We start from the raw sequence: 21,371 nt of genomic DNA, 5'->3' as shown, positions 1-21,371 counted from the left end.
TCAATGATAATGCATTGAAATAACGAACAATGTTATGAAAAATTCTCAGATTTTTAATTAATAACATCTTATTTGTCCTGATAGAATTGCGCGCTAGTATAAAACTCGCTGCTATAAAAATATAATTGATTTTAGCTATCGGTTAGCGACTATTTCATCATTTTTCTAAAAAAGAACGCTCCTGACTAAAGGCTTCTAAAAACAATCCTAAAGGCGGTCTTTCGGACGACATTTTTTGATAAGTGCGGTCGTATTTTTCATAATTTCCGCGGTTATCAATATGATATTGCGTACCATCCGGTTGAACGATCACATTCCAACGATAATTAGAAACCAAAACCCAATCCGCACTAGAAGTAAGATCAAATAAATCTCGTCCTTGAGCATAATCGGCAATCGGATTTTTTACCTTAAAAATATGCTTCATCACGGCCGGCAGTAAATCCAGATGCGAGGTTAACTTAGAGACTTTGCCAACCGCCAAACCATTCCAATGAACAATCATTGGTACTTGCACTTCATCACGCGAAAAATAATTTGTTTCTTCTTTTTCCGATAATTTTTTGAACGTATAGCCATGCTCAGCGGTAATAATCACAAGAGTATTTGGCAAATCTAATTCGGGCAACAACCGCCCTAATGACGCATCAATATCTGCCAGCTGCTTCTCATATTTCTCTTGCGTAAGATTTGGTTCGATATTCAAGCTTAAATATCCCCCAAACGGTTTATTCTGCGTTTTTGCGTTATCCAACCAACGCGTGAAGGAACGAATCGCGTCCTGATTACCATTCTCTGCAACAAGCTTCATTTTTGGATAAATGGCTCGACGGAAAATACCCGCATCCATCTTTTGAGAAGAAAACACGCCTTGCGTATATTGTTGTTGTGTTAAACGTTCCACTAACACAGAAGGCGTTTTATTGCTGAGCAAGCTGTCGGTATAACTGCCATTTAGACCATAAAACAACCCGACTAGCCCTGTATTATTGTTATTGCCGCTGCTGTAATGATTGATAAATTGGGTCGAATTCTCTGCAAATTGTGCCAAATTCGGCATTTTTTCCGCATCAACCACATCATGGCGCAAGCCTGACAGCGTGATTAAGAGGATATTGGTATTTTCCTGTTGCTCAGCAAAGACTAACGGATTTTTTGGATAGTCAATGGCCAAGGCATCTAATCGCCCTTCTTGTGCAAGACGTTGTGCATATTCTGCTTTATCTAAGAAACCGTGTTTCTCTAAAAAAGAACGTGCCGTCATCGGATAAGACAACGGAAAATTAGAACGTTGCATAGTAATTGGGCGGTATAAATAGGCATCGGCCCATGCATAAATTAGATGTGTTGCACTAAAGGCACAAACAAAAAAGAGGCCCACTGCTTTTAACCATTTTTGGCGTTCTAAACTACGAAGTTTTTGCCAAGACCAGCGGGAAAACAACATTTGCACCAATAAAATCAATGGCATCGGCACAAAGAAAATTTGCCAGTTGCGCGATAACTCTCCGTTCTCCGGGTTAACTAAGAGATTCCAGACTAATGACGACAAGTGCAAGTTAAAACGCAAGAATACTTCGCTATCCACCAACAACAAAGTGTTGCCAATCGTTGCAAGAATGACCGTCAGTCCACGAAAAGTGCGGTGGTTTTTAACAATGAAACTGAGCGGAAAAATGACTAGCAAATAAAAGGCGAAAACAATAAAACTAAAATGCCCAAGTAAGCTGATAAAGAAGTAAATTTTGCCGAATAACGTATCCGGCCAATCAATGATAAACGCATAACGGGCACCAATAAAAACAGCCCAAAGAATATTAAAAAAAGCAAACCAGTGACCCCAAGAAATTTTCTGTGAGGTTTCTTCACGATATTGTCTGCTTTTAGATGTCCACATACGCTAATTATTTTGCCGTTTTAATAGAGTTGAGTAAGGCATCAGAAAATGCTTGTGCTAAAACTTGTTGTTGCTGTTTACCCACGCTACCGGTAAGTAAATTTGTGGTCATGTTACCGAGAACAATTAAGGATAAGTCTAGAGGAGCCTGATGTTTCTCAAGCACTGCAATCATGTCATTTAAGATCGCATCGATTTGTTTATCTTGATATTTAGATTGGATTGCCATAATGAATAATTTACCGGTTTAAAATGCCGCTTATATTAACTGATAATTGCCCTAATCCTAACATATTTTGTTAGTTCTGTTAAAAAGTGCGGTTATAATAGCGGAAATTTCTTAGAGGCAAATTTATGAGCATTACCGTTAAACAAATCATTCTTCATCAACTTGTTAAATCTAATGAAGAAGCTGAAAATTCTCCTCAATTAACCGCTGTTTTGCGAGAACAACTACTCGCTATCACGCCTGAAGTGGAACAAATGATGTTACAACTTCATCAAGGCTATCAAAATAAAGCAAAAGGCTATGGTGTCTTTCAGGATTCATCTATTTTTGCACAACATTTGAATCGTTTACTGGAAAATGAATTGGACTTTCTTCCTTTTAGTCATGAATCCACACATTTACTGATAAACGAGCTGAGTAAATATAACTTTGCCGATAACGGTACATTAGTGTTATGCCAGTACAACTTTTTAGCCACCGACTATTTATTTATCGCGTTGCTAGACAGTAGAATCAGTATGTTAGTTAACGAACAGTTAGAAATTCAACGTACAGAATATCTTGATATTACCCAATTCGATATCGCTGCTCGGATTAACTTGACAGATTTACAACTAAATGCCAACTCAAACCGCTATTTAACCTTCATTAAAGGCCGAGTTGGACGAAAAATTGCTGACTTTTTCATGGATTTTCTTGGTGCAGAGGAAGGATTAAATCCGCAAGTACAAAACCAATGCTTATTGCAAGCCGTTGATGATTATTGTGTTCAAGGCGAATTAAACCGAGAACAAACGCAAGCGGTGAAAAAACAAGTATTTGAATATTGCAAAGGTCAATTAAACAGCGGAGAAGAAATTGAATTAGCGGAACTTTCCAATGAGCTGCCGACTCTAAACCAGCAACCTTTTATGGCGTTTACCCAAGAACAAAACTACGGCCTGGAAGAAAATATTCCACCGGTACGTACCGCACTTAAATCGTTGACCAAATTTTCCGGCTCCGGCAAAGGCGTTACCATTAGTTTTGATGCCGAATTAATTGATCAGCGAATCATTTGGGATGAGGCAACCGATACTTTAACCATCAAAGGGCTTCCACCGAATTTACGGGATCAATTACAGCGCCGGTTAAAAGCATTGAATTAATTTGGCAATGCACTAAACTTTCAGTATGATCATTGCAACTATTTACAGAGGATAAAAAGCAAAAATGCAATTCAAATCTGTTCTAACCACACTCATTTTGGCACTTAGCGTAACCGCCTGTTCGAGCGTTAACAAAATTGTTTATCGTATTGATGTGCCACAAGGCAACTACTTGCAAGCAGAAACTGTGGCTCAAGTTAAGACCGGTATGACAGCACAGCAAGTTCAGTATTTGTTAGGCACGCCGGTTCTCATCGATCCATACAGCAACCAAACTTGGTACTACGTTTTCCTACAACAAAAAGCCTACGAAACACCGGATCAACATACATTGGTCGTCAACTTTGACCAACGTGGTATTGTGACTAACGTCGATTTAGATAAAGCATTACCAAATAGCGGTCAAGCAGAAGTCAATAATACGATTATCAACGGACCAAGTGCTCCCTCAAAGAGCTGGTGGAAATTCTGGTAATAGTCTTAAAGTTTCATCATATAGATTGACATAAACACGGTTTTCTTTATGCCCAAAATCTTACTTGTCGATGATGATACTGAATTATCTGAATTGCTCGCCAACTTCCTGACATTGGAAGGTTTCCGGGTCACTATCGCAAAGACAGATCAAATAGCACAGCAACTTGATCTGTCTTACGATCTTATCTTATTAGATGTTATTGCTCCCACATGGAACGGCATCGCAACTCTCAAACAAATCCGGAAACATTATTCCACACCGATTATCATCTTAAACGCCCCAAATGATGCAATGAGTCGGATCCTGTACTTAGAGCTGGGTGCAGATGATTATTTGGTAAAACCCTTTAACGCTCATGAGCTGATTATCAGAATAAAAATGCTTTTGCGTCGGAGTGGGCAACAAGACAATGTTATCGAATCACATTCAGCAACATCAGAGCAAATTAAATTTGATTTATTGACCCTTCATCCGGAGACCCAGCAGGTCTTTTTTGGCGGTTCCCCTATTGAATTAACCCACACTGAATTTGCTTTGCTTCTCCAATTCATCAAACGCCCAAACATACTGATTACACGTGAGGAATTAAGCGTGGCAATCCTTAATAAGTTATTAACACCTTTTGACCGAGCCATTGATATGCATATGTCCAATTTACGCAAAAAATTGCCTAGCCGAGAAAATGGATTACCTTGGTTTAAAACCGTCAGAGGCAAAGGGTATATTCTGCTTAAAAATAACTAAAATTGCGCTCAAATAGACCGCACTTAAAAAATTTCCATCAAAGAAAAACCCTATTGATTTCTCAATAGGGTTCTTTTTTATGACGAAATACCTAGCAATTAATGTAGGAATGTCACCACAACCATAAAGCCTTTCAATAAGGCGGCATTCACCAGGTCAATAAAGAATGCACCAACCATTGGCACGATTAAGAATGCTTTGTGTGATGGCCCAAAACGGCTCGTAATTGCTTGCATATTGGCAACAGCAGTTGGTGTCGCACCAAGACCGAAACCACAGTGACCGGCACTTAACACAACCGCGTCATAGTCTTTGCCCATCATGCGATAAGTCACATAGATTGCAAATGCTGCCATTAAAACAACTTGAACTGCTAAGATTACCATTACCGGTAATGCCAAGCCGGCTAATTGCCATAATTTCAAAGACATTAATGCGATAGCCAAGAACAGAGACAATCCAACGTTACCTAACACATCAACAGCCGCATCCGCCACATTAAATTTAAAGATATGGGTTAATGTGTTACGAATGACTACCCCGGTGAATAAGCACCATACAAAGGTTGGTAATGCAAGTGCGGTGCCTTTTGTTTGCGCATCTAAGAATTGGCCAATAAGCAAACAACACGCCAACATAGTGATGGTTTCAATTAATGAACGGGTATTAATTTTACGTTGGAAAGTCGGGTGTTCAAACGCTTCTTGAATGTCGCTATTGTCTTCATTTTCCGGACTTTCATCACGGTGCATTTTTTTCAATAAATGACGCGCGACCGGTCCACCGATAATACCACCGGAGACCAAACCGAAGGTTGCACAGGCCATAGCCAGCTCAGTCGCACCTTGTAACCCAAATGCTTCAGTAAAGGTTTTTGCCCAAGCCGCACCTGTACCATGACCGCCGGTTAAGGTAACCGAGCCGGCAATCAAACCGTAAGCAGGATCAATACCAAGCAGCAAAGAACCGGCAACCCCCACCATGTTTTGTAATGCAATCAAAATCCCAGCGGCAACTACAAAAATAATTAAGGGTTTTCCACCTTTAATCAAACGGGCAAAGTTAGCGCTTAAACCGATAGAAGAGAAAAAGACTAACATCATTGATGTTTGTAAGTTTGTATCAAAGGTAAAAGAAATACCCCAACCTTGATATAACATCGTTAAGATGATCGCGACAAGAAAACCACCAACAACAGGTTCCGGGATATTGTAATTTTTTAATAGAGAGATACGTTTTACTAAAAAGTATCCTAGCAAAAGTACAAAGCCAGCTAAGGCAAGAGTTTCATAGGTATTAAAATTCATAGAATAACCTCTTTATGATGATTATTTATACAAAATCATTACTAATGATTTGATATAAAATAAATTTATGCGAAGGATAAAAATTTCTATCAATCACAAAAGGAATTTAAATTTAACAGAAAAAAAACATTGCTTCTACAAAAAACTCAAAAAGATTTTCTCAAGTTCTAACTATTTAGCCAAAATGTGACCGGCCCCTCATTTACTAGACTCACTTGCATATCCGCTGCAAATCGGCCGCATTCCACTTTCACTTTTTCACCGCACTTTTGTGTAAAATATTCATAAAGTTCGTTTGCTAACGATGGTGTTGCGCCTTTGGAAAAACTCGGGCGAAGCCCTTTTTGGGTATCCGCCACCAAGGTAAATTGCGACACCACCAAGACTTCGCCAGCCACTTGTTGCACGTTCAAATTCATCTTGTCATCTGCATCGCTGAAAACACGATAATTCAGGACTTTCTCTGCCAACTTATCTGCCTTTTGTCGGTCATCATCCTTTTCCACGCCTAACAGCACCAGCAGACCTTTGCCAATTTGCCCAACGATTTCACCGTCAACGTCCACTTTTGCACTGGAGACGCGCTGAATTAATGCGATCATTTTGTTTCCTCACTTTGTTCTAAATTCATCATTTTTTTCGACCGCACTTCCGCCAACACGGCGGCTAATTGCGCGCCGAGCAACACGACCGTCCAGCTTAACTGAATCCACAGCAACATAATTGGCAGGGTGGCCATCGCACCATAAATTAACTGATAAGAGGGAAACGTCACGATATACCAAGCAAACGCCTGCTTACCCAAGGTGAAAAACACCGCGGCAATCAGCGCACCGGCAGCAGAATGTTTGATGCTGACTTTTTTATTCGGCACCACCATATAAATCATCGTGAAAATAAACCACGTGGATAAAAACGGCACAAAACTTAACAGTTTCAGTCCAAAAGAAAAACTGGCTGCGCTCTCAAACATGGTTTTAACATAAGTGCTGGCAGCGATACTGACACCCACTAACAGCGGGCCAAGCGTCAGAATCAACCAATAAATCGCAAAAGACGTAAAAATTGGTCGCGTTTCGGTGTCATGCCAAATACTGTTTAATGTGCGATCGATGGAATTAATCAACATCAGTGCCACGACAATCAAGCTGATAATCCCCACCGCACTCATTTTTTTGGAATTATTCACAAATTCATCAATGTACTGTCCCACCATGTCGCTTGCCGACGGGGCAAAATTGGTGAAAATAAACGCTTTCAATGCTCCCGTTACTTCATTAAACACCGGAAATGCCGAGAAAATAGAAAACACCACCATAATTAACGGCACAATGGCAAGCATGGTGCTGTAAGTTAAATAACCGGCGGCTTGGGTTAATTTATTCTGATTAAAACGCTGCCAAAAGATCGTACCAAACGTTTTCCAGTCAATCATAAAAAGCCTCCGCAACAATGCTTAAATTTTTTGCCGGAACCGCACACGCAAGGTTGTTTCATCGTCGGTAGCGGCACCGTTGGATCGACAAAATACCAACGATCATCAATTTTCACAAAAATCGACCGTTCATGATGCGTCTGCTCCCCTTCCTCCCCTTGAAAAACGGCGTTAAATTCCACCACACTTTGGAACTTGCTCAACGTCTCTGTCTTTAAAATCTGCAAACCAAGCCATTGGGTATTTTCTGCCCAAGCTTGAATGGCTTGTACGTTGAGTAACGCCTGTTGACTCGGTACGGTAGTGTCCACAATATAAGGCACATTTTTCAGTACATAAGCGGCATAACGGGAACGCATGAGTTGCTCGGCGGTTTCCGGAAATTGCGCATGTGTATGAAAACGCCCACAACAATCCTCGTAAGATTTATTCGATTGACAAGGGCAAGCTGAATCTAAAAGTGCGGTCATATTTAGCTCTGTTTTTCTTGTAATTTCATCAGTTTTGAATTTAACGAACGCTTAAATGCCGGGGCTAATTCTTCAATAGCGAGGGCTTGTTCCAATTCCGCCATGCTCGGTTTATCGGATAATAAACGATTTAAATAACGAATGGTAAATTGCGGATACGGACGCTGTTGCAAAATTATCTCATCGCCCTTGTGAATCTCACCGGTTTCAATTACGCGGACATACCAGCCCGTCCAACCTGATTGATGCACAATTTTCTGCGTATTTTCATTTTCGGTATTTTTCGACAACCGTTCGCAAGGTTTACGCGGTTGAGATACTTCCAATAGCACCGAACCGATTTTAAATCGATCGCCCACGCACACAGAATCTTCACTAAATCCCGATACCACAAAATTTTCGCCATAAATTGCCGTATTATCGTAAGTAAAATTTTCGCCTAACAAGGCATTTAATGCCGGAAAAGACACGTCAGACATAAAAAATAAGGCTTTATCCGGCCCGCCATGATGCGCTTTTAACCCAACATCATTGCCTTCCGCCCCCAACGCATGAATTTTCACCGACGCGACCGGCTGCTTACGAATCGCACTTTCATATTGCGATCCATCGGCAAAGGTCAATTGTGCAACTTCCCCAATTTTTATGATTAAAACTTCTGCTTTTGACATACCTCACTCCAAATCGCACTAATAAATTAATAAACTAATAAAATGTGGCAGATTATAACGTAAAAATACTGAAATTTTTGACCGCACTGTGTTTTTTAAATATCATGCCTCGCTTAATACGCAATCAATTAGGAATGAAAATATGCAATATTTACTTGCCCAAACCAGCCAAAACCAACAACTTGGTATTACCGCGAAAATGGCCAACCGCCACGGTTTAATTGCCGGTGCCACCGGTACAGGAAAAACCGTCACATTACGCAAAATGGCGGAAGCCTTTAGTGACGATGGCGTGCCGGTGTTTTTAGTGGATGTGAAAGGCGACCTTTCTGGTTTAGTACAGCCGGGTGCGATGCAAGGCAAAATTGCTGAGCGTATTGAACAATTCAATTTAGGCGGTGAAAGCTATTTAAGCGGCTACCCAGTCTCCTTCTGGGATGTGTTCGGCGAAACCGGCATTCCGCTCCGTACCACCATTTCCGAAATGGGGCCGTTGTTGCTCTCCCGTTTATTAAACCTCAACGCGACGCAAGAAGGCTTGCTCAATCTTGTGTTCCGCGTTGCGGATGACAAAGGCTTATTGCTTATCGACCTAAAAGACTTGCGTGCCATGCTGAAATATGTGGCAGAAAATGCCAGAACCTTCCAAGTGGAATATGGCAACGTGTCCGCCGCCAGCGTAGGCGCCATTCAACGTGCCTTATTAACCTTAGAAAACGAAGGCGCGGCAAATTTATTCGGCGAACCGGCGCTTAACTTAGATGACTGGCTACAAACCCGTGACGGACGCGGCGTCATCAATGTGCTTAATTCGGAAAAATTAATTAACTCCCCACGCATGTACAGCGCGTTCTTGCTTTGGTTAATGGCGGAATTGTTTGAACAATTGCCGGAAGTGGGCGACCCTGATAAACCAAAGTTTGTGATGTTCTTTGATGAAGCACATTTACTGTTTGACGGCGCACCAAGTGTATTAGTGGATAAAGTGGAACAGGTTGTGCGTTTGATTCGTTCCAAAGGCGTGGGCATTTATTTCGTGACCCAAAACCCATTGGATTTACCGGACACCGTGCTCGGTCAATTAGGCAACCGCGTACAACACGCCTTGCGCGCCTTTACACCGCGCGATCAAAAGGCCGTGAAATCAGCCGCGGAAACCTTCCGTTCTAACCCGAACATTAATGTGGTTGAAACCATTTCAACACTCGGCGTAGGCCAGGCATTAGTCTCGTTCTTAGATGAAAAAGGCATGCCAACACCGGTGGAGATTGCTTACATTTTCCCACCGAAAAGCCAACTCGCGCCAATTACTGCCGAACAGCGCACCGCTTGGGTGAAAGACGACGATTTATACGCTTTCTATAAAGATTACGTGGATAACGAATCTGCTTTTGAAGTGTTAAACCAACAAGCGGATTTAGCCGCTGTGGCGCAAAAACAAGCAGAACAAGCCAAGCAGGAAGAAGAAAACGGCATTATGGGTAGCCTTAGCCGTATGATTTTCGGTACGAAAAAACGCGGTGAGCAATTAACCGTGACGGAAGAATTAGTCAGCGGTGTCGCCAAAGCCGTAGGACGCAACATCCGCAGCCAAATCACCAAACAAATTATGCGAGGAATTTTAGGCGCATTTAAGAAATAAAATTCCTCCGAAAAAAGCACCGCACTTTTTAATATTCACTGACAATATTCACTTAAAAAGTGCGGTCATTTTTTTTAATGTTTTTCACCCTTCATTACCCAGTCTTTAATTAAGAATAATTCTCACCTATAATCACAACTATTAAAGAGAAACAACTTTCCCTCGACGGCAGTTTACGTCGTACTGCGCGCCATAGCTTTATTTCACTGCAAACAAGCAGGATAAACATAAGGAGTAACTATGTTTCAAATTCAAGATGCGGTCAGTGAAACCCTGCTTATTCCGCTATATATGCGCTATCAAGAATCATTAAAACCCAATCCGATTATTCATGATGAATCGGCTCTGCGTCTAGTACCGCAAATCGATTATGATTTCAGTAAATTTGATACTGCTGTGCACAGTTCCGTCGGTTCAGCAATTCGCGCTACATATCTGGATAACGTGACTAAAGACTTTATTCAACACCATCAACAACCGATTATTGTTATAATCGGCTGCGGGTTAGATGCACGATGCGAACGTGTTGGTGATATCGGCAAAAACATTCCTTTCTATGAACTGGATTTGCCTGATGTCATTGCATTACGCAAGCAAATGATGCCTCCGGCGGAAAACGAAATTTTATTGCCCGCTTCAGCTTTTGAAACGGATTGGATGGACGGATTAAAAACACGATACCCGTATGCTTCGTTTTTATTTGTTATTGAAGGCGTATTGATGTATTTCAATGAAGCACTAGTAAAAAAACTATTTAAAGATTTAGCCGCCCGTTTTAGCGGTGGTGAAATCGCTTTTGATATCGGTAGCACTTGGATGAGCCGCAATTCGAAAAAACATCATGACGTAATAAAACATATGCGGGCACAGTTTGATTATGGTTGCGATAATGATCATGAAATGGAGCCTTGGGCAAATAATTTGCAACTGATTTCAGCAAAATATATGTTCGACTTTCCGGCTTGGAAACGCATTGGTTTATTGAAAGCCGCCATCATGTGGATATTCCCCAAAGCCCGCAAATCTTATCGATTCTTACGGTATCGGATTATTTAAAATTTGAGGAAAAAAAGACCGCACTTTGATTTTATCATTCAAAGTGCGGTCAGAATTTCAGGCGTTTTGAGAGATTATTCCACGGTAACCGCTTTCGCCAAGTTACGAGGCTGATCCACATCGGTGCCTTTAATCAGGGCAATGTGATAAGCCAACAGCTGCATCGGCACGGTGTAATAAATCGGTGCGGTAATATCATTTACCGTTGGCATAGTGATGATTTTCATGCCTTCCGCCTCACTAAAACCAGCCTCTTTATCGGCAAACACATACAATTGACCGCCACGGGCGCGCACTTCTTCTATGTTGGATTTGATTTTTTCCAGCAATTCATTGTTTGGTGCGACCACAATCACCGGCATATCGGCATCAATTAAGGCTAACGGACCGTGTTTTAGCTCACCGGCGGCATAGGCTTCTGCATGAATGTAGGAAATTTCTTTTAACTTTAACGAGGCCTCCATCGCAATGGGGTAGAACTCGCCGCGACCTAAAAATAACGCATGGTTCTTTTCGGCAAAATCTTCCGCCAAGGTTTCAATGTGTTTATCGAATGCTAAAGCCTTTTCAATCTCCGCCGGCAACGCTTGCAATGCTTTCACAATTTCCTGTTCTTTCTCAGTGGAAAGGGTCTGTTTGGCTTTACCAACCGCCACGACTAACATTAACAATGCGGCTAATTGCGTTGTAAAGGCTTTGGTGGAGGCTACCCCGATTTCCACGCCGGCGCGGGTCATGAATGCCAGATCCGATTCGCGCACGAGGGACGAGCCGGCTACGTTACAAATCGTCATCGCTGCCATATAGCCTTTTTCTTTCGCTAAACGTAAGGCGGCTAGGGTATCCGCCGTTTCACCGGATTGGGAAATCGTAATCAATAAACTGTTTGGGCGTACTACAAATTTGCGGTAACGAAATTCAGAGGCAATTTCCACATCACAACTCACGCCGGCCACGCTTTCAAACCAATAACGAGACACCATACCGGAATTGTAAGATGTACCACAAGCCACGATTTGAATGTGTTCCACTTTTTCGAGAATATCTTTCGCGCCGTTACCGATCGCTTCCACCACCACGTTATTGTGGGTTACACGACCTTCCATCGTGTTGATAAGTGCGGTTGGTTGTTCGTAAATTTCTTTTTGCATGAAGTGGCGGTGTTTGCCTTTTTCCGCCGCATCGTTTTCTAAATTGGAATCATGCGCCTCACGCTCGACTTTATGACCATCACGATCGTAAATATCCACGGAACGGCGAGTAATTTCTGCAATGTCGCCCTCTTCTAAGAAAATAAAACGGCGGGTAACGCTTAACAAAGCAAGTTGGTCAGAAGCCAGGAAGTTTTCGCCGATGCCCAAACCGATCACCAATGGGCTGCCGGAGCGCGCTGCCACAAGATGTTCCGGATGCATACGATCCATCACGACCATGCCATAGGCACCGGTTAATTGTTTTACGACGTTCTGCACGGCTTCCAATAAACTGCCTGTGCTGCGCATTTCCCATTCCACCAAATGCGCAATGACTTCCGTATCTGTTTGGGAGGTAAACACATAACCACGCGCTTTCAATAACGCACGCAATTCTTCATAGTTTTCGATAATGCCGTTATGCACCACCGCAAAATTACCGGAAACGTGCGGATGGGCGTTATCTTCGGAAGGTGCGCCGTGAGTGGCCCAGCGAGTATGCGCAATGCCGGTGCCACCGATAAGCGGTGATTTTTCCACTGCCTCATTCAACGCTTTCACTTTGCCTAAGCAACGTACACGTTGTAATTCATGTTGTAAATTGACTACTGCCAATCCTGCGGAGTCATAACCACGGTATTCAAGGCGATGTAATCCATTAATTAAAATTTCTGCCACATCACGTTGTGCGACGGCACCAACAATTCCACACATAACTTTTTGCTCTCCTGAAATAAGCTAAAAAAACATTATTTAAAATAACCGCATTTTTAAGCACAAATGACGTCTACACCATGGGCTTCAATGCGTTTCTTACTGTCTTCCGACAACAAATTATCGGTAATCAATACATCAATTTGCTGCCACACCAATTCAACGTTAGGCATCTTTCGCCCAATCTTTTGAGATTCCACCATCACAATCACTTCGCGCGCCACATCGGCCATCACTTGGCTTAAGCCAACCAATTCGTTGAATGTGGTTGTTCCCCGATCAAAATCAATTCCATCGGCACCGATAAACAGCTGGTCGAAGTTATAGGAACGCAATACTTGCTCCGCCACTTTGCCTTGAAAAGACTCAGAAGCCTTATCCCATGTGCCACCGGTCATTAATAACGTTGGCTCATTTTCGAGGGAACGCAGCTCGTTCGCTACATACATAGAATTGGTCATCACCACCAACCCTTGCTTGTTGTTCAACTGTTTAATCAATGCCGCCGTGGTCGTCCCGCTATCAATAATAATACGGTTGTGATCTAAAATGCGTTCGGCTGCCCGTTTAGCAATGGCCAACTTTCGTTCCGAAAGAAAATCTTCCTGTTCGTCCTCAATGAGTTCTTGCGGCATTAAGATCGCACCACCGTAACGACGCACTAAGAAACCGTTATTTTCTAATACCGTTAAGTCTTTACGAATCGTGACTTCCGAAGTATCAAACAACTGAACAAGCTGATCAACGCTAACTTCCCCACGCTCCAGCAATAATTGCATGATGCCATGACGACGTTGTTGGGTATTGCGAGGCTGAATGTGTCGTTTAGTCATTTCCAAGCCAAAATAGTTCCAGTTAAATTTCGGTTCGAAAGTTTATAGCGATTTAGGAAGGATGTAAATAAAAAGATAGGCAACAAAAAACCCTGTTTACAGGAAACAGGGCTTGAGAATTAAATATCAGAACTAATTATTTAACAGCATCTTTTAATGCTTTACCAGAAACGAATGCTGGCACTTTAGAAGCAGCAATTTTAATTTCTGCACCGGTTTGTGGGTTACGACCAGTACGAGCTTTACGCGCGTTTACTTTAAATGTACCGAAACCGATTAATTGTACAGCTTCACCTTTTTTCAAACTACCGGTAATTGCGTCTAAAGTTGCTTCTAAAGCTGCTTTAGCTTGTTTTTTATTTAATTCAGCGGCGCTTGCAATAGCATCAATTAAGTCTGTTTTGTTCATGGATTAGTACCTTCTTTTTAAGAAATTTAACAGTGGCTGAATAAGTATTTTAAGATACCTTATTCAATAAACCAGAATCACTGCAGTGAGTGCAGGCAAAGCTTAATCTAAGTTGCCTTGAAAACAAAGCAGGATTTTTAAAATTTGTGGAAAAAATCACACTATTGATTAATTTTTATACAAATATTTGAGATCCCCACCTCACGTAACTCATTTTTCAAGTCAGAAATCAATTCAATGCTGTATTTTTCTGCCTCTTTTAATGTACGATAAATTTGCCATTGCACGTCTAATTCCTGCTGAATTTCTTCCGTTTCCTTTAATTCTACTTCGGATAATTCACGCCCATTTTGCTCGACTAATAAATCAGCCACCGTTCCCAATGACAGTTGACTCACTTTCACCGCTTGCTCCAATGACGCGCCGGCAATGATGGTATGCAACACTTCCGCCAGCCCTTCACAAGCATCTAATGCCGGCACAACACCGTAAAAATCATAGTCATTCACATCCGGAATAATGTTTTCCAGTTTTTCTAACTGATTTTCAAAATTAATGTTGGCCTCTTTAACCGTTAAATATTCCCACACCAAATTCAAAATATTGTGATACACCTTGGCGTTTTGTGGTTGTTCTGTGATTTGGCAAAACAAATGATAGTTGGGATACATTCGTTCGCATAGGCACGCCATAAAAGTTAAATGCTGCCAAGTGGCGAGATTTTCTAAACGTTTATGAATCGGATTTCGCATATTATTTTTACCGCACTTTAGAGATGATAAGGCTTGGATAGCTGGTGTACCGCATCCACCAACACTTTCGGGCTTTCTTCCGGCACGTCCTGATGAATGCCATGCCCAAGATTAAATACATGGCCGCTCCCTTCACCAAACGCTGCCAAAATCGACCGCACTTCCTCTTCAATTCGACCGGCTGGCGCATAGAGCACGCTTGGATCCATGTTGCCTTGCAATGCCACTTTATGCCCAACGCGACGACGTGCCTCCGCAATATCCACCGTCCAATCTAATCCCACGGCATCACAGCCTGTGTCAGCCATGGCTTCTAACCATAATCCACCGCCTTTGGTAAATAAGGTAACCGGCACACGGCGTCCTTCATGTTCACGAATCAAACCGTCCACGATTTTGTGCATATAACGCAAAGAAAACGCCGGATACTCACGATGCGCCAACACGCCGCCCCACGTATCAAACACCATAACCGCCTGCGCACCAGCTTTAATTTGCGCATTTAAATAAAGAATCACGCTGTCAGCCAGTTTATCTAACAAGGCGTGCAATAAGTGTGGTTCGCTATACAGCATTTTTTTAATTTTCGTAAAGGCTTTAGAAGAACCGCCTTCCACCATGTAAGTAGCCAATGTCCACGGACTCCCGGAAAAGCCGATAAGAGGCACTTCACCATTGAGTTCACGGCGAATCGTACGCACCGCATTCATCACATATTGCAGTTCTTGCTCCGGATCCGGAATAGGTAAATTTTCCACCGCACTTTTGCTGTCGATAACCCGTTCAAATTTCGGCCCTTCACCGGCGCCAAAACTTAAGCCAAGCCCCATGGCATCGGGAATCGTTAAAATATCGGAAAATAAAATTGCCGCATCTAATGCATAACGGCGCAACGGTTGTAATGTCACTTCACAGGCTAAATCTGCATTGCGACACAAGGACATAAAATCACCGGCTTGCGTACGAGTGGCTTTGTATTCCGGCAAATACCGCCCGGCTTGGCGCATCATCCAAATCGGCGTCATATCCACAGGTTGACGTAAAAGGGCTCTTAAATAGCGGTCATTTTTTAATGTGGTCATAAAATCTCTCGTGATTATGATGTTGTTGACACAATGCCAGTGTCGCTTCAATGAGTTTGCGCGCAATCGTGCCATGGGGTGGCAGCTCAGGTAACGGCTTGTCATAAGCAAACCATTGCGCGTCATGAATTTCTTCCGGCTGAATTTGAATCTCACCGCCGGCGTAATCGGCTAAAAACCCGACCATTTGCGAATTGGGAAATGCCCAAGGTTGGCTACCAAAGTAGCGCAAATTTTGCACATGAATATGGGTTTCTTCGTAAACTTCTCGCTGCACGGCTTCCTCAAAGGTTTCCCCCACTTCCACAAAGCCTGCCAGCGTTGTGTACATACCGCCTTTATGGCGACTATGATTTGCTAACAAAATTTGTGAACCACGCCGAACGGCAACAATAATGGATGGGCAAATGACAGGATAAGTCCGAAAGCCGCAAGCTTGGCATTGTACCGCCCATTCATCCGACATTTGTTCCATTTTTCCACCGCACTTGCCGCAAAATTGATGCGTTTGGTAAAAATGATTGAGTTCCACGCCACGGCTGAGCAAATTAAATTGTTCCAACGGCAATGATAGCTGATCACGCAAGGAAAAATACGCACGCCCATCATTCATTTGGGATTCCACCAAATACAGGGGTTGTCCTGCCCACTCGCCAATACGCATGGCGTGAAGTCCGGTTAATCCTAACTTATCGGCACGACCAAAAGGAAGTTTGCCATCCACCCAATGAATCGATGACGCTTGCGTAAAAAGCCAAAAGCCTCGTTTGTCAGGCTCAATTCGTTTCATTTTTAACACCTGCTGCAATACGCGGAAAACACGTCCATTTTCTACCGCACTTTGTGGTTCTGAGAAGAAAAAAGTGCGGTCATTATAAAAGGTATTTGTTCATTTAGCGAATGATCCCCATAAAAAAACCCGAGACTTTGCTCGGGTTTCTTCTTGCAGAAATATTATTCTACGTGATCGTCTTCTTCTACCATATTTAACATTTCAGCTAAACTGGCCTCGGCATCTTCAGAGGTCATGACGAATTCAGAAGCAATCTCTTCTTCATCCATCGCCGATAGTCTTACCGGCACATCTTCATCTGCGATAACTGACGCATTTTTATGACGATTTTGGTGATACGCAAAACCGGTACCGGCCGGGATCAGACGACCCACGATGACGTTTTCTTTCAAGCCGCGTAATTCATCGCGTTTACCTGCTACTGCTGCTTCCGTTAACACACGAGTGGTTTCTTGGAAGGATGCCGCAGAGATGAAGGACTCAGTTGCCAAGGACGCTTTGGTAATACCCAATAATTCACGTTCAAATTCCACCGGTGGCTTGCCTTCCGCTTCACGTTTACGGTTAACGATTTTCACGCGAGCTACTTCCACTTGTTCCCCTTCAAGGAATTCTGAGTCATAAGCTTTGGTAACAATCGCTTTACGCAACATTTGGCGAACGATAACTTCGATGTGTTTATCGTTAATTTTTACCCCTTGTAAGCGGTAAACTTCTTGGACTTCGTTAACGATATATTCGGTTACCGCGTGTACACCGCGTAAACGTAAGATGTCATGTGGCGTTTCTGCGCCATCGGAGATTAAATCACCGCGTTCTACCATTTCACCTTCGAATACGTTCAATTGACGCCATTTTGGAATCATTTCTTCGTACACTTCGCCTTCTGCCGGGGTAATCAACAAGCGACGTTTACCTTTGGTTTCTTTACCGAAGGACACGATACCGGAGATTTCCGCTAAAATCGCAGGCTCTTTCGGTTTACGCGCTTCAAACAAGTCTGCCACGCGAGGAAGACCACCGGTAATATCTTTCGTTCCCACAGATTCTTGCGGAATACGTGCTAACGGATCACCGATATGCACTTCTGCGCCGTCATCTAGGGTCACGATAGCTTTACTTGGTAAGAAGTATTGCGCTACAACATCGGTACCCGGCACGAAAATATCGTTACCTTTGTTATCAACCAGTTTAATCGCCGGACGTAAGTCTTTACCTGCTGTTGCACGTTCACCCACGTCTTGCACCACGATAGAAGAAAGACCGGTTAATTCGTCGGTTTGACGAGTAACAGTTAAACCATCCACGATATCCACGAATTTTACGAAACCGCTCACTTCAGAGATAACCGGCATAGTATGCGGATCCCAGTTCGCAATGGTTTCACCGGCATTCACCTCTTGCTGATCGCCTTTGTTCAAAATAGCACCGTAAGGCACTTTATAGTGCTCTTTGGTACGACCGAAGGTATCCACAACGGTTAATTCCGTGTTACGAGAAGTTAATACTAATTTACCTTCGTTATTGGTCACGAATTTCGCATTGGCCAAACGCAATGTACCGTTGTTTTTCACTTGTACGCTAGACTCTTTGGCTGCTGCAGATGCCGCACCACCGATGTGGAACGTACGCATGGTTAACTGTGTTCCCGGCTCACCGATAGATTGTGCCGCAATAACGCCCACGGCTTCACCTTGGTTAATCAAGTGACCGCGCGCTAAGTCACGACCGTAACATTTTGCACACACACCAAAGTCGGTATTACAGGTTACAACAGAACGTACCTTCACGCTGTCCACAGAATTTGCATCTAATACGTCACACAATTTTTCATCTAATAAGGTATTGCGTGGAATTAATACTTCTTCTGTACCTGGTTTTAAGATGTCTTCTGCCGCAACACGACCTAAAACTTGTTCGCGTAGAGGCACTTTTTCATCGCCACCCTCAATTAACGGGGTCATCACGATACCTTCGTGTGTACCACAGTCATCTTCTACGATAACGAGGTCTTGTGCGACGTCAACCAAACGACGAGTTAAGTAACCGGAGTTCGCTGTTTTCAACGCGGTATCCGCCAAACCTTTACGCGCACCGTGGGTAGAAATAAAGTATTGCAAAACGTTCAAACCTTCACGGAAGTTTGCCGTAATCGGGGTTTCGATAATGGAACCATCCGGACGTGCCATCAAGCCACGCATACCCGCTAACTGACGAATCTGTGCTGCAGAACCACGTGCACCGGAATCCGCCATCATAAAGATGCTGTTGAAGGACGCTTGTTTTTCCGGTTTCCCTTCACGGTTAATCACTTCTTCCGTAGAAAGGTTTTCCATCATGGCTTTAGCAACACGCTCGTTGGCAGCAGCCCAAATATCGATTACTTTGTTATAACGTTCGCCGGCGGTCACAAGACCGGATTGGAATTGTTCCTGAATTTCAGCCACTTCTTCTTCCGCTGCAGAAATAATTTCATATTTCTTCGCCGGAATGACCATATCGTCAATACCAACGGAAGAACCAGAACGTGCAGCATAAGCAAAACCGGTATACATAATGTGGTCAGCAAACATAACACTGGCTTTCAAACCTAAACGACGATAGCTTTCGTTAATTAACTTAGAAATCGCTTTTTTACCGAGTGTTTGGTTAAACAAGCTAAATGGCATACCTTTCGGTGCAATCATCCATAAAATCGCACGACCGATAGTCGTATCTGTTAATGTGGTTTTTGATTCAAACTCACCCGCTTCATTTTTCACATATTCGGTAATACGTACTTTCACGCGAGAATGCAATTCTGCTTGACCGGTGCGATAGGCTTTTTCTGCTTCGCGTGGGTCTTGCAATAACATGCCTTCACCTTTACCGTTCACTTTTTCACGAGTCATGTAGTAAAGACCCAACACCACGTCTTGTGATGGAACGATAATCGGATCACCGTTTGCCGGAGAAAGGATGTTGTTCGTAGACATCATTAACGCACGCGCTTCTAATTGCGCTTCCAAGGTTAACGGTACGTGTACCGCCATTTGGTCACCATCGAAGTCCGCGTTGAACGCCGCACAAACAAGTGGGTGTAATTGAATCGCTTTACCTTCGATTAAGATCGGCTCAAATGCTTGGATACCCAAACGGTGCAATGTTGGCGCACGGTTCAATAGAATCGGGTGCTCACGAATGACTTCAGCCAAGATATCCCAAACGATGGCGTCTTCACGCTCCACCATTTTCTTCGCGGCTTTAATTGTCGTTGCATAACCACGGCTTTCTAATTTCGCATAGATAAACGGACGGAATAATTCCAATGCCATTTTCTTCGGCAAACCACATTGGTGTAAGCGTAAGTATGGACCTACGGTAATTACAGAACGACCGGAGTAGTCAACACGTTTACCCAACAAGTTTTGACGGAAACGACCTTGTTTACCTTTAATCATATCCGCTAATGATTTTAACGGACGACGGTTAGAACCGGTGATTGCACGACCGCGACGACCGTTGTCTAACAACGCATCAACGGATTCTTGTAACATACGTTTTTCGTTACGCACGATAATATCCGGTGCGATTAAATCCAATAAACGTTTTAAGCGGTTGTTACGGTTGATGACACGACGGTATAAATCGTTCAAGTCGGAAGTCGCAAAACGACCGCCGTCTAACGGCACTAACGGACGTAAATCCGGTGGAAGCACCGGTAATACGGTCATCACCATCCATTCCGGTTTGTTGCCGGATTGTAAGAAGGCTTCCAATAATTTTAAGCGTTTAGTGATTTTCTTACGTTTGGTTTCGGAATTAGTTTCTTGTAATTCTTCGCGTAAATTTTCGCATTCCGCTTCCAAATCGATACCGCGCAATAAGGCTTGAATAGCTTCCGCACCCATTTTGGCATCGAACTCATCTTGCCAACGATCTTCCGCGTCAAGATATTGTTCTTCGGTTAACAACTGACCTCGCTCAAGATCGGTCATACCCGGTTCGATCACAATGTAAGATTCAAAATAAAGCACGCGTTCAATATCACGCAACGGCATGTCTAACAATAAACCGATACGGGACGGCAGGGATTTTAAGAACCAAATGTGCGCTACCGGTGAGGCCAATTCGATATGCCCCATACGTTCACGACGAACTTTAGTTTGGGTGACTTCAACGCCACATTTTTCACAAATCACACCACGGTGTTTTAAACGTTTGTACTTGCCGCACAAACATTCGTAATCTTTTACCGGTCCGAAAATACGGGCACAGAAAAGACCGTCACGTTCCGGTTTAAAGGTACGATAGTTGATTGTTTCAGGTTTTTTAACTTCACCGTATGACCAAGAACGGATCATGTCAGGTGAGGCTAAACCGATTTTAATCACATCAAAATCTTCAGCGGTTTTTGATTGTGCTTTTAAAAACTTAACTAAGTCTTTCACAGATTTGCTCCTGTCGGAGTTAAACTTATTCAAGTGCGGTCGTTTTTCAAAACGTTTTTAAAATCGACCGCACTTGGGCTCAATAGGG

19 protein-coding genes are annotated in these 21,371 nt (G+C 43.0%); 5 read left to right on the top strand and 14 right to left on the bottom strand.

The window, feature by feature from the left end; genetic code table 11:
* Positions 1-157 precede the first annotated feature (157 nt).
* Together ACO5E4_RS08290 and ACO5E4_RS08285 are read right to left on the bottom strand one after the other, a co-directional pair.
* Positions 158-1,897: a DUF3413 domain-containing protein gene (locus ACO5E4_RS08290; protein ID WP_485862708.1), complete on the bottom strand. Its 1,740-nt coding sequence runs from the start codon at positions 1,895-1,897 to the stop codon at positions 158-160.
* Positions 1,898-1,904: 7 nt separating this feature from the next.
* Positions 1,905-2,126 (bottom strand): YejL family protein, encoded by a 222-nt coding sequence (locus ACO5E4_RS08285; RefSeq protein WP_109128789.1) that lies wholly within the window; start codon positions 2,124-2,126, stop codon positions 1,905-1,907.
* A 125-nt stretch (positions 2,127-2,251) separates the two neighbouring features.
* Between ACO5E4_RS08285 and yejK the strand changes: the two genes are divergently transcribed.
* The 3 genes from yejK to ACO5E4_RS08270 all read left to right on the top strand — a co-directional run bounded on the left by yejK (position 2,252) and on the right by ACO5E4_RS08270 (position 4,496).
* Positions 2,252-3,274 (top strand): nucleoid-associated protein YejK, encoded by a 1,023-nt coding sequence (gene yejK, locus ACO5E4_RS08280; RefSeq protein ID WP_485862707.1) that lies wholly within the window; start codon positions 2,252-2,254, stop codon positions 3,272-3,274.
* Positions 3,275-3,338: 64 nt separating this feature from the next.
* Positions 3,339-3,749 (top strand): outer membrane protein assembly factor BamE, encoded by a 411-nt coding sequence (bamE, locus tag ACO5E4_RS08275; protein WP_485862706.1) that lies wholly within the window; start codon positions 3,339-3,341, stop codon positions 3,747-3,749.
* 48 nt (positions 3,750-3,797) lie between these two features.
* Positions 3,798-4,496 (top strand): response regulator, encoded by a 699-nt coding sequence (locus ACO5E4_RS08270; RefSeq protein ID WP_485862705.1) that lies wholly within the window; start codon positions 3,798-3,800, stop codon positions 4,494-4,496.
* Positions 4,497-4,594: 98 nt separating this feature from the next.
* Here the strand turns inward: ACO5E4_RS08270 and gltS are convergent, their stop codons facing one another.
* The 5 genes from gltS to ACO5E4_RS08245 form a co-directional block, all read right to left on the bottom strand.
* The gene (gene gltS, locus ACO5E4_RS08265; protein WP_454904944.1) at positions 4,595-5,803 is read right to left on the bottom strand and encodes a sodium/glutamate symporter; all 1,209 of its coding nucleotides are present in this window, start codon (positions 5,801-5,803) and stop codon (positions 4,595-4,597) included.
* 167 nt (positions 5,804-5,970) lie between these two features.
* Positions 5,971-6,405 (bottom strand): D-aminoacyl-tRNA deacylase, encoded by a 435-nt coding sequence (gene dtd, locus ACO5E4_RS08260; protein WP_454904946.1) that lies wholly within the window; start codon positions 6,403-6,405, stop codon positions 5,971-5,973.
* Positions 6,402-7,238 carry a virulence factor BrkB family protein gene (locus ACO5E4_RS08255; RefSeq protein ID WP_485862704.1) on the bottom strand — a complete coding sequence of 279 codons (837 nt, stop codon included), beginning with the start codon at positions 7,236-7,238 and terminating at the stop codon, positions 6,402-6,404. The genes dtd and ACO5E4_RS08255 overlap by 4 nt, the downstream gene beginning before the upstream one ends.
* Positions 7,235-7,708, bottom strand: a complete 474-nt coding sequence (locus tag ACO5E4_RS08250; RefSeq protein ID WP_485862703.1) for a YchJ family protein — start codon at positions 7,706-7,708, stop codon at positions 7,235-7,237. Before ACO5E4_RS08250 ends, ACO5E4_RS08255 begins: the two co-directional genes overlap by 4 nt.
* Before the next feature lie 2 nt (positions 7,709-7,710).
* Complete coding sequence (locus tag ACO5E4_RS08245; protein WP_485862702.1) at positions 7,711-8,379, bottom strand: MOSC domain-containing protein; 669 nt, start codon at positions 8,377-8,379, stop codon at positions 7,711-7,713.
* A 142-nt stretch (positions 8,380-8,521) separates the two neighbouring features.
* On the opposite strand from ACO5E4_RS08245, the gene ACO5E4_RS08240 reads away from it, so the two are divergent.
* Positions 8,522-10,021 carry a helicase HerA-like C-terminal domain-containing protein gene (locus tag ACO5E4_RS08240; protein ID WP_485862701.1) on the top strand — a complete coding sequence of 500 codons (1,500 nt, stop codon included), beginning with the start codon at positions 8,522-8,524 and terminating at the stop codon, positions 10,019-10,021.
* 240 nt (positions 10,022-10,261) lie between these two features.
* Positions 10,262-11,077: a class I SAM-dependent methyltransferase gene (locus ACO5E4_RS08235; protein ID WP_485862700.1), complete on the top strand. Its 816-nt coding sequence runs from the start codon at positions 10,262-10,264 to the stop codon at positions 11,075-11,077.
* Positions 11,078-11,151: 74 nt separating this feature from the next.
* Here the strand turns inward: ACO5E4_RS08235 and glmS are convergent, their stop codons facing one another.
* From glmS to rpoC, 7 genes are all read right to left on the bottom strand, one after another.
* Positions 11,152-12,984: a glutamine--fructose-6-phosphate transaminase (isomerizing) gene (gene glmS / locus ACO5E4_RS08230; protein WP_485862699.1), complete on the bottom strand. Its 1,833-nt coding sequence runs from the start codon at positions 12,982-12,984 to the stop codon at positions 11,152-11,154.
* Positions 12,985-13,040: 56 nt separating this feature from the next.
* The gene (locus ACO5E4_RS08225; protein WP_033002526.1) at positions 13,041-13,817 is read right to left on the bottom strand and encodes a DeoR/GlpR family DNA-binding transcription regulator; all 777 of its coding nucleotides are present in this window, start codon (positions 13,815-13,817) and stop codon (positions 13,041-13,043) included.
* A 136-nt stretch (positions 13,818-13,953) separates the two neighbouring features.
* A complete protein-coding gene (locus ACO5E4_RS08220; RefSeq protein WP_006719659.1) occupies positions 13,954-14,226 on the bottom strand; it encodes an HU family DNA-binding protein in 273 nt (90 codons plus the stop codon).
* Between the two features lie 161 nt (positions 14,227-14,387).
* Complete coding sequence (locus ACO5E4_RS08215) at positions 14,388-14,978, bottom strand: YjaG family protein (RefSeq protein WP_454905335.1); 591 nt, start codon at positions 14,976-14,978, stop codon at positions 14,388-14,390.
* Positions 14,979-14,995: 17 nt separating this feature from the next.
* A complete protein-coding gene (hemE, locus tag ACO5E4_RS08210) occupies positions 14,996-16,060 on the bottom strand; it encodes a uroporphyrinogen decarboxylase (protein WP_485862698.1) in 1,065 nt (354 codons plus the stop codon).
* Positions 16,041-16,850, bottom strand: coding sequence for an NAD(+) diphosphatase (nudC, locus tag ACO5E4_RS08205; protein WP_485862697.1), 810 nt, complete (start codon positions 16,848-16,850; stop codon positions 16,041-16,043). Before nudC ends, hemE begins: the two co-directional genes overlap by 20 nt.
* Positions 16,851-17,014: 164 nt before the next feature.
* The gene (rpoC, locus tag ACO5E4_RS08200) at positions 17,015-21,283 is read right to left on the bottom strand and encodes a DNA-directed RNA polymerase subunit beta' (RefSeq protein WP_485862696.1); all 4,269 of its coding nucleotides are present in this window, start codon (positions 21,281-21,283) and stop codon (positions 17,015-17,017) included.
* Between the last annotated feature and the right edge of the window lie 88 nt (positions 21,284-21,371).

This window comes from Aggregatibacter sp., from assembly GCF_057314075.1.
This window is presented reverse-complemented; position numbering and strand designations above follow the sequence as displayed.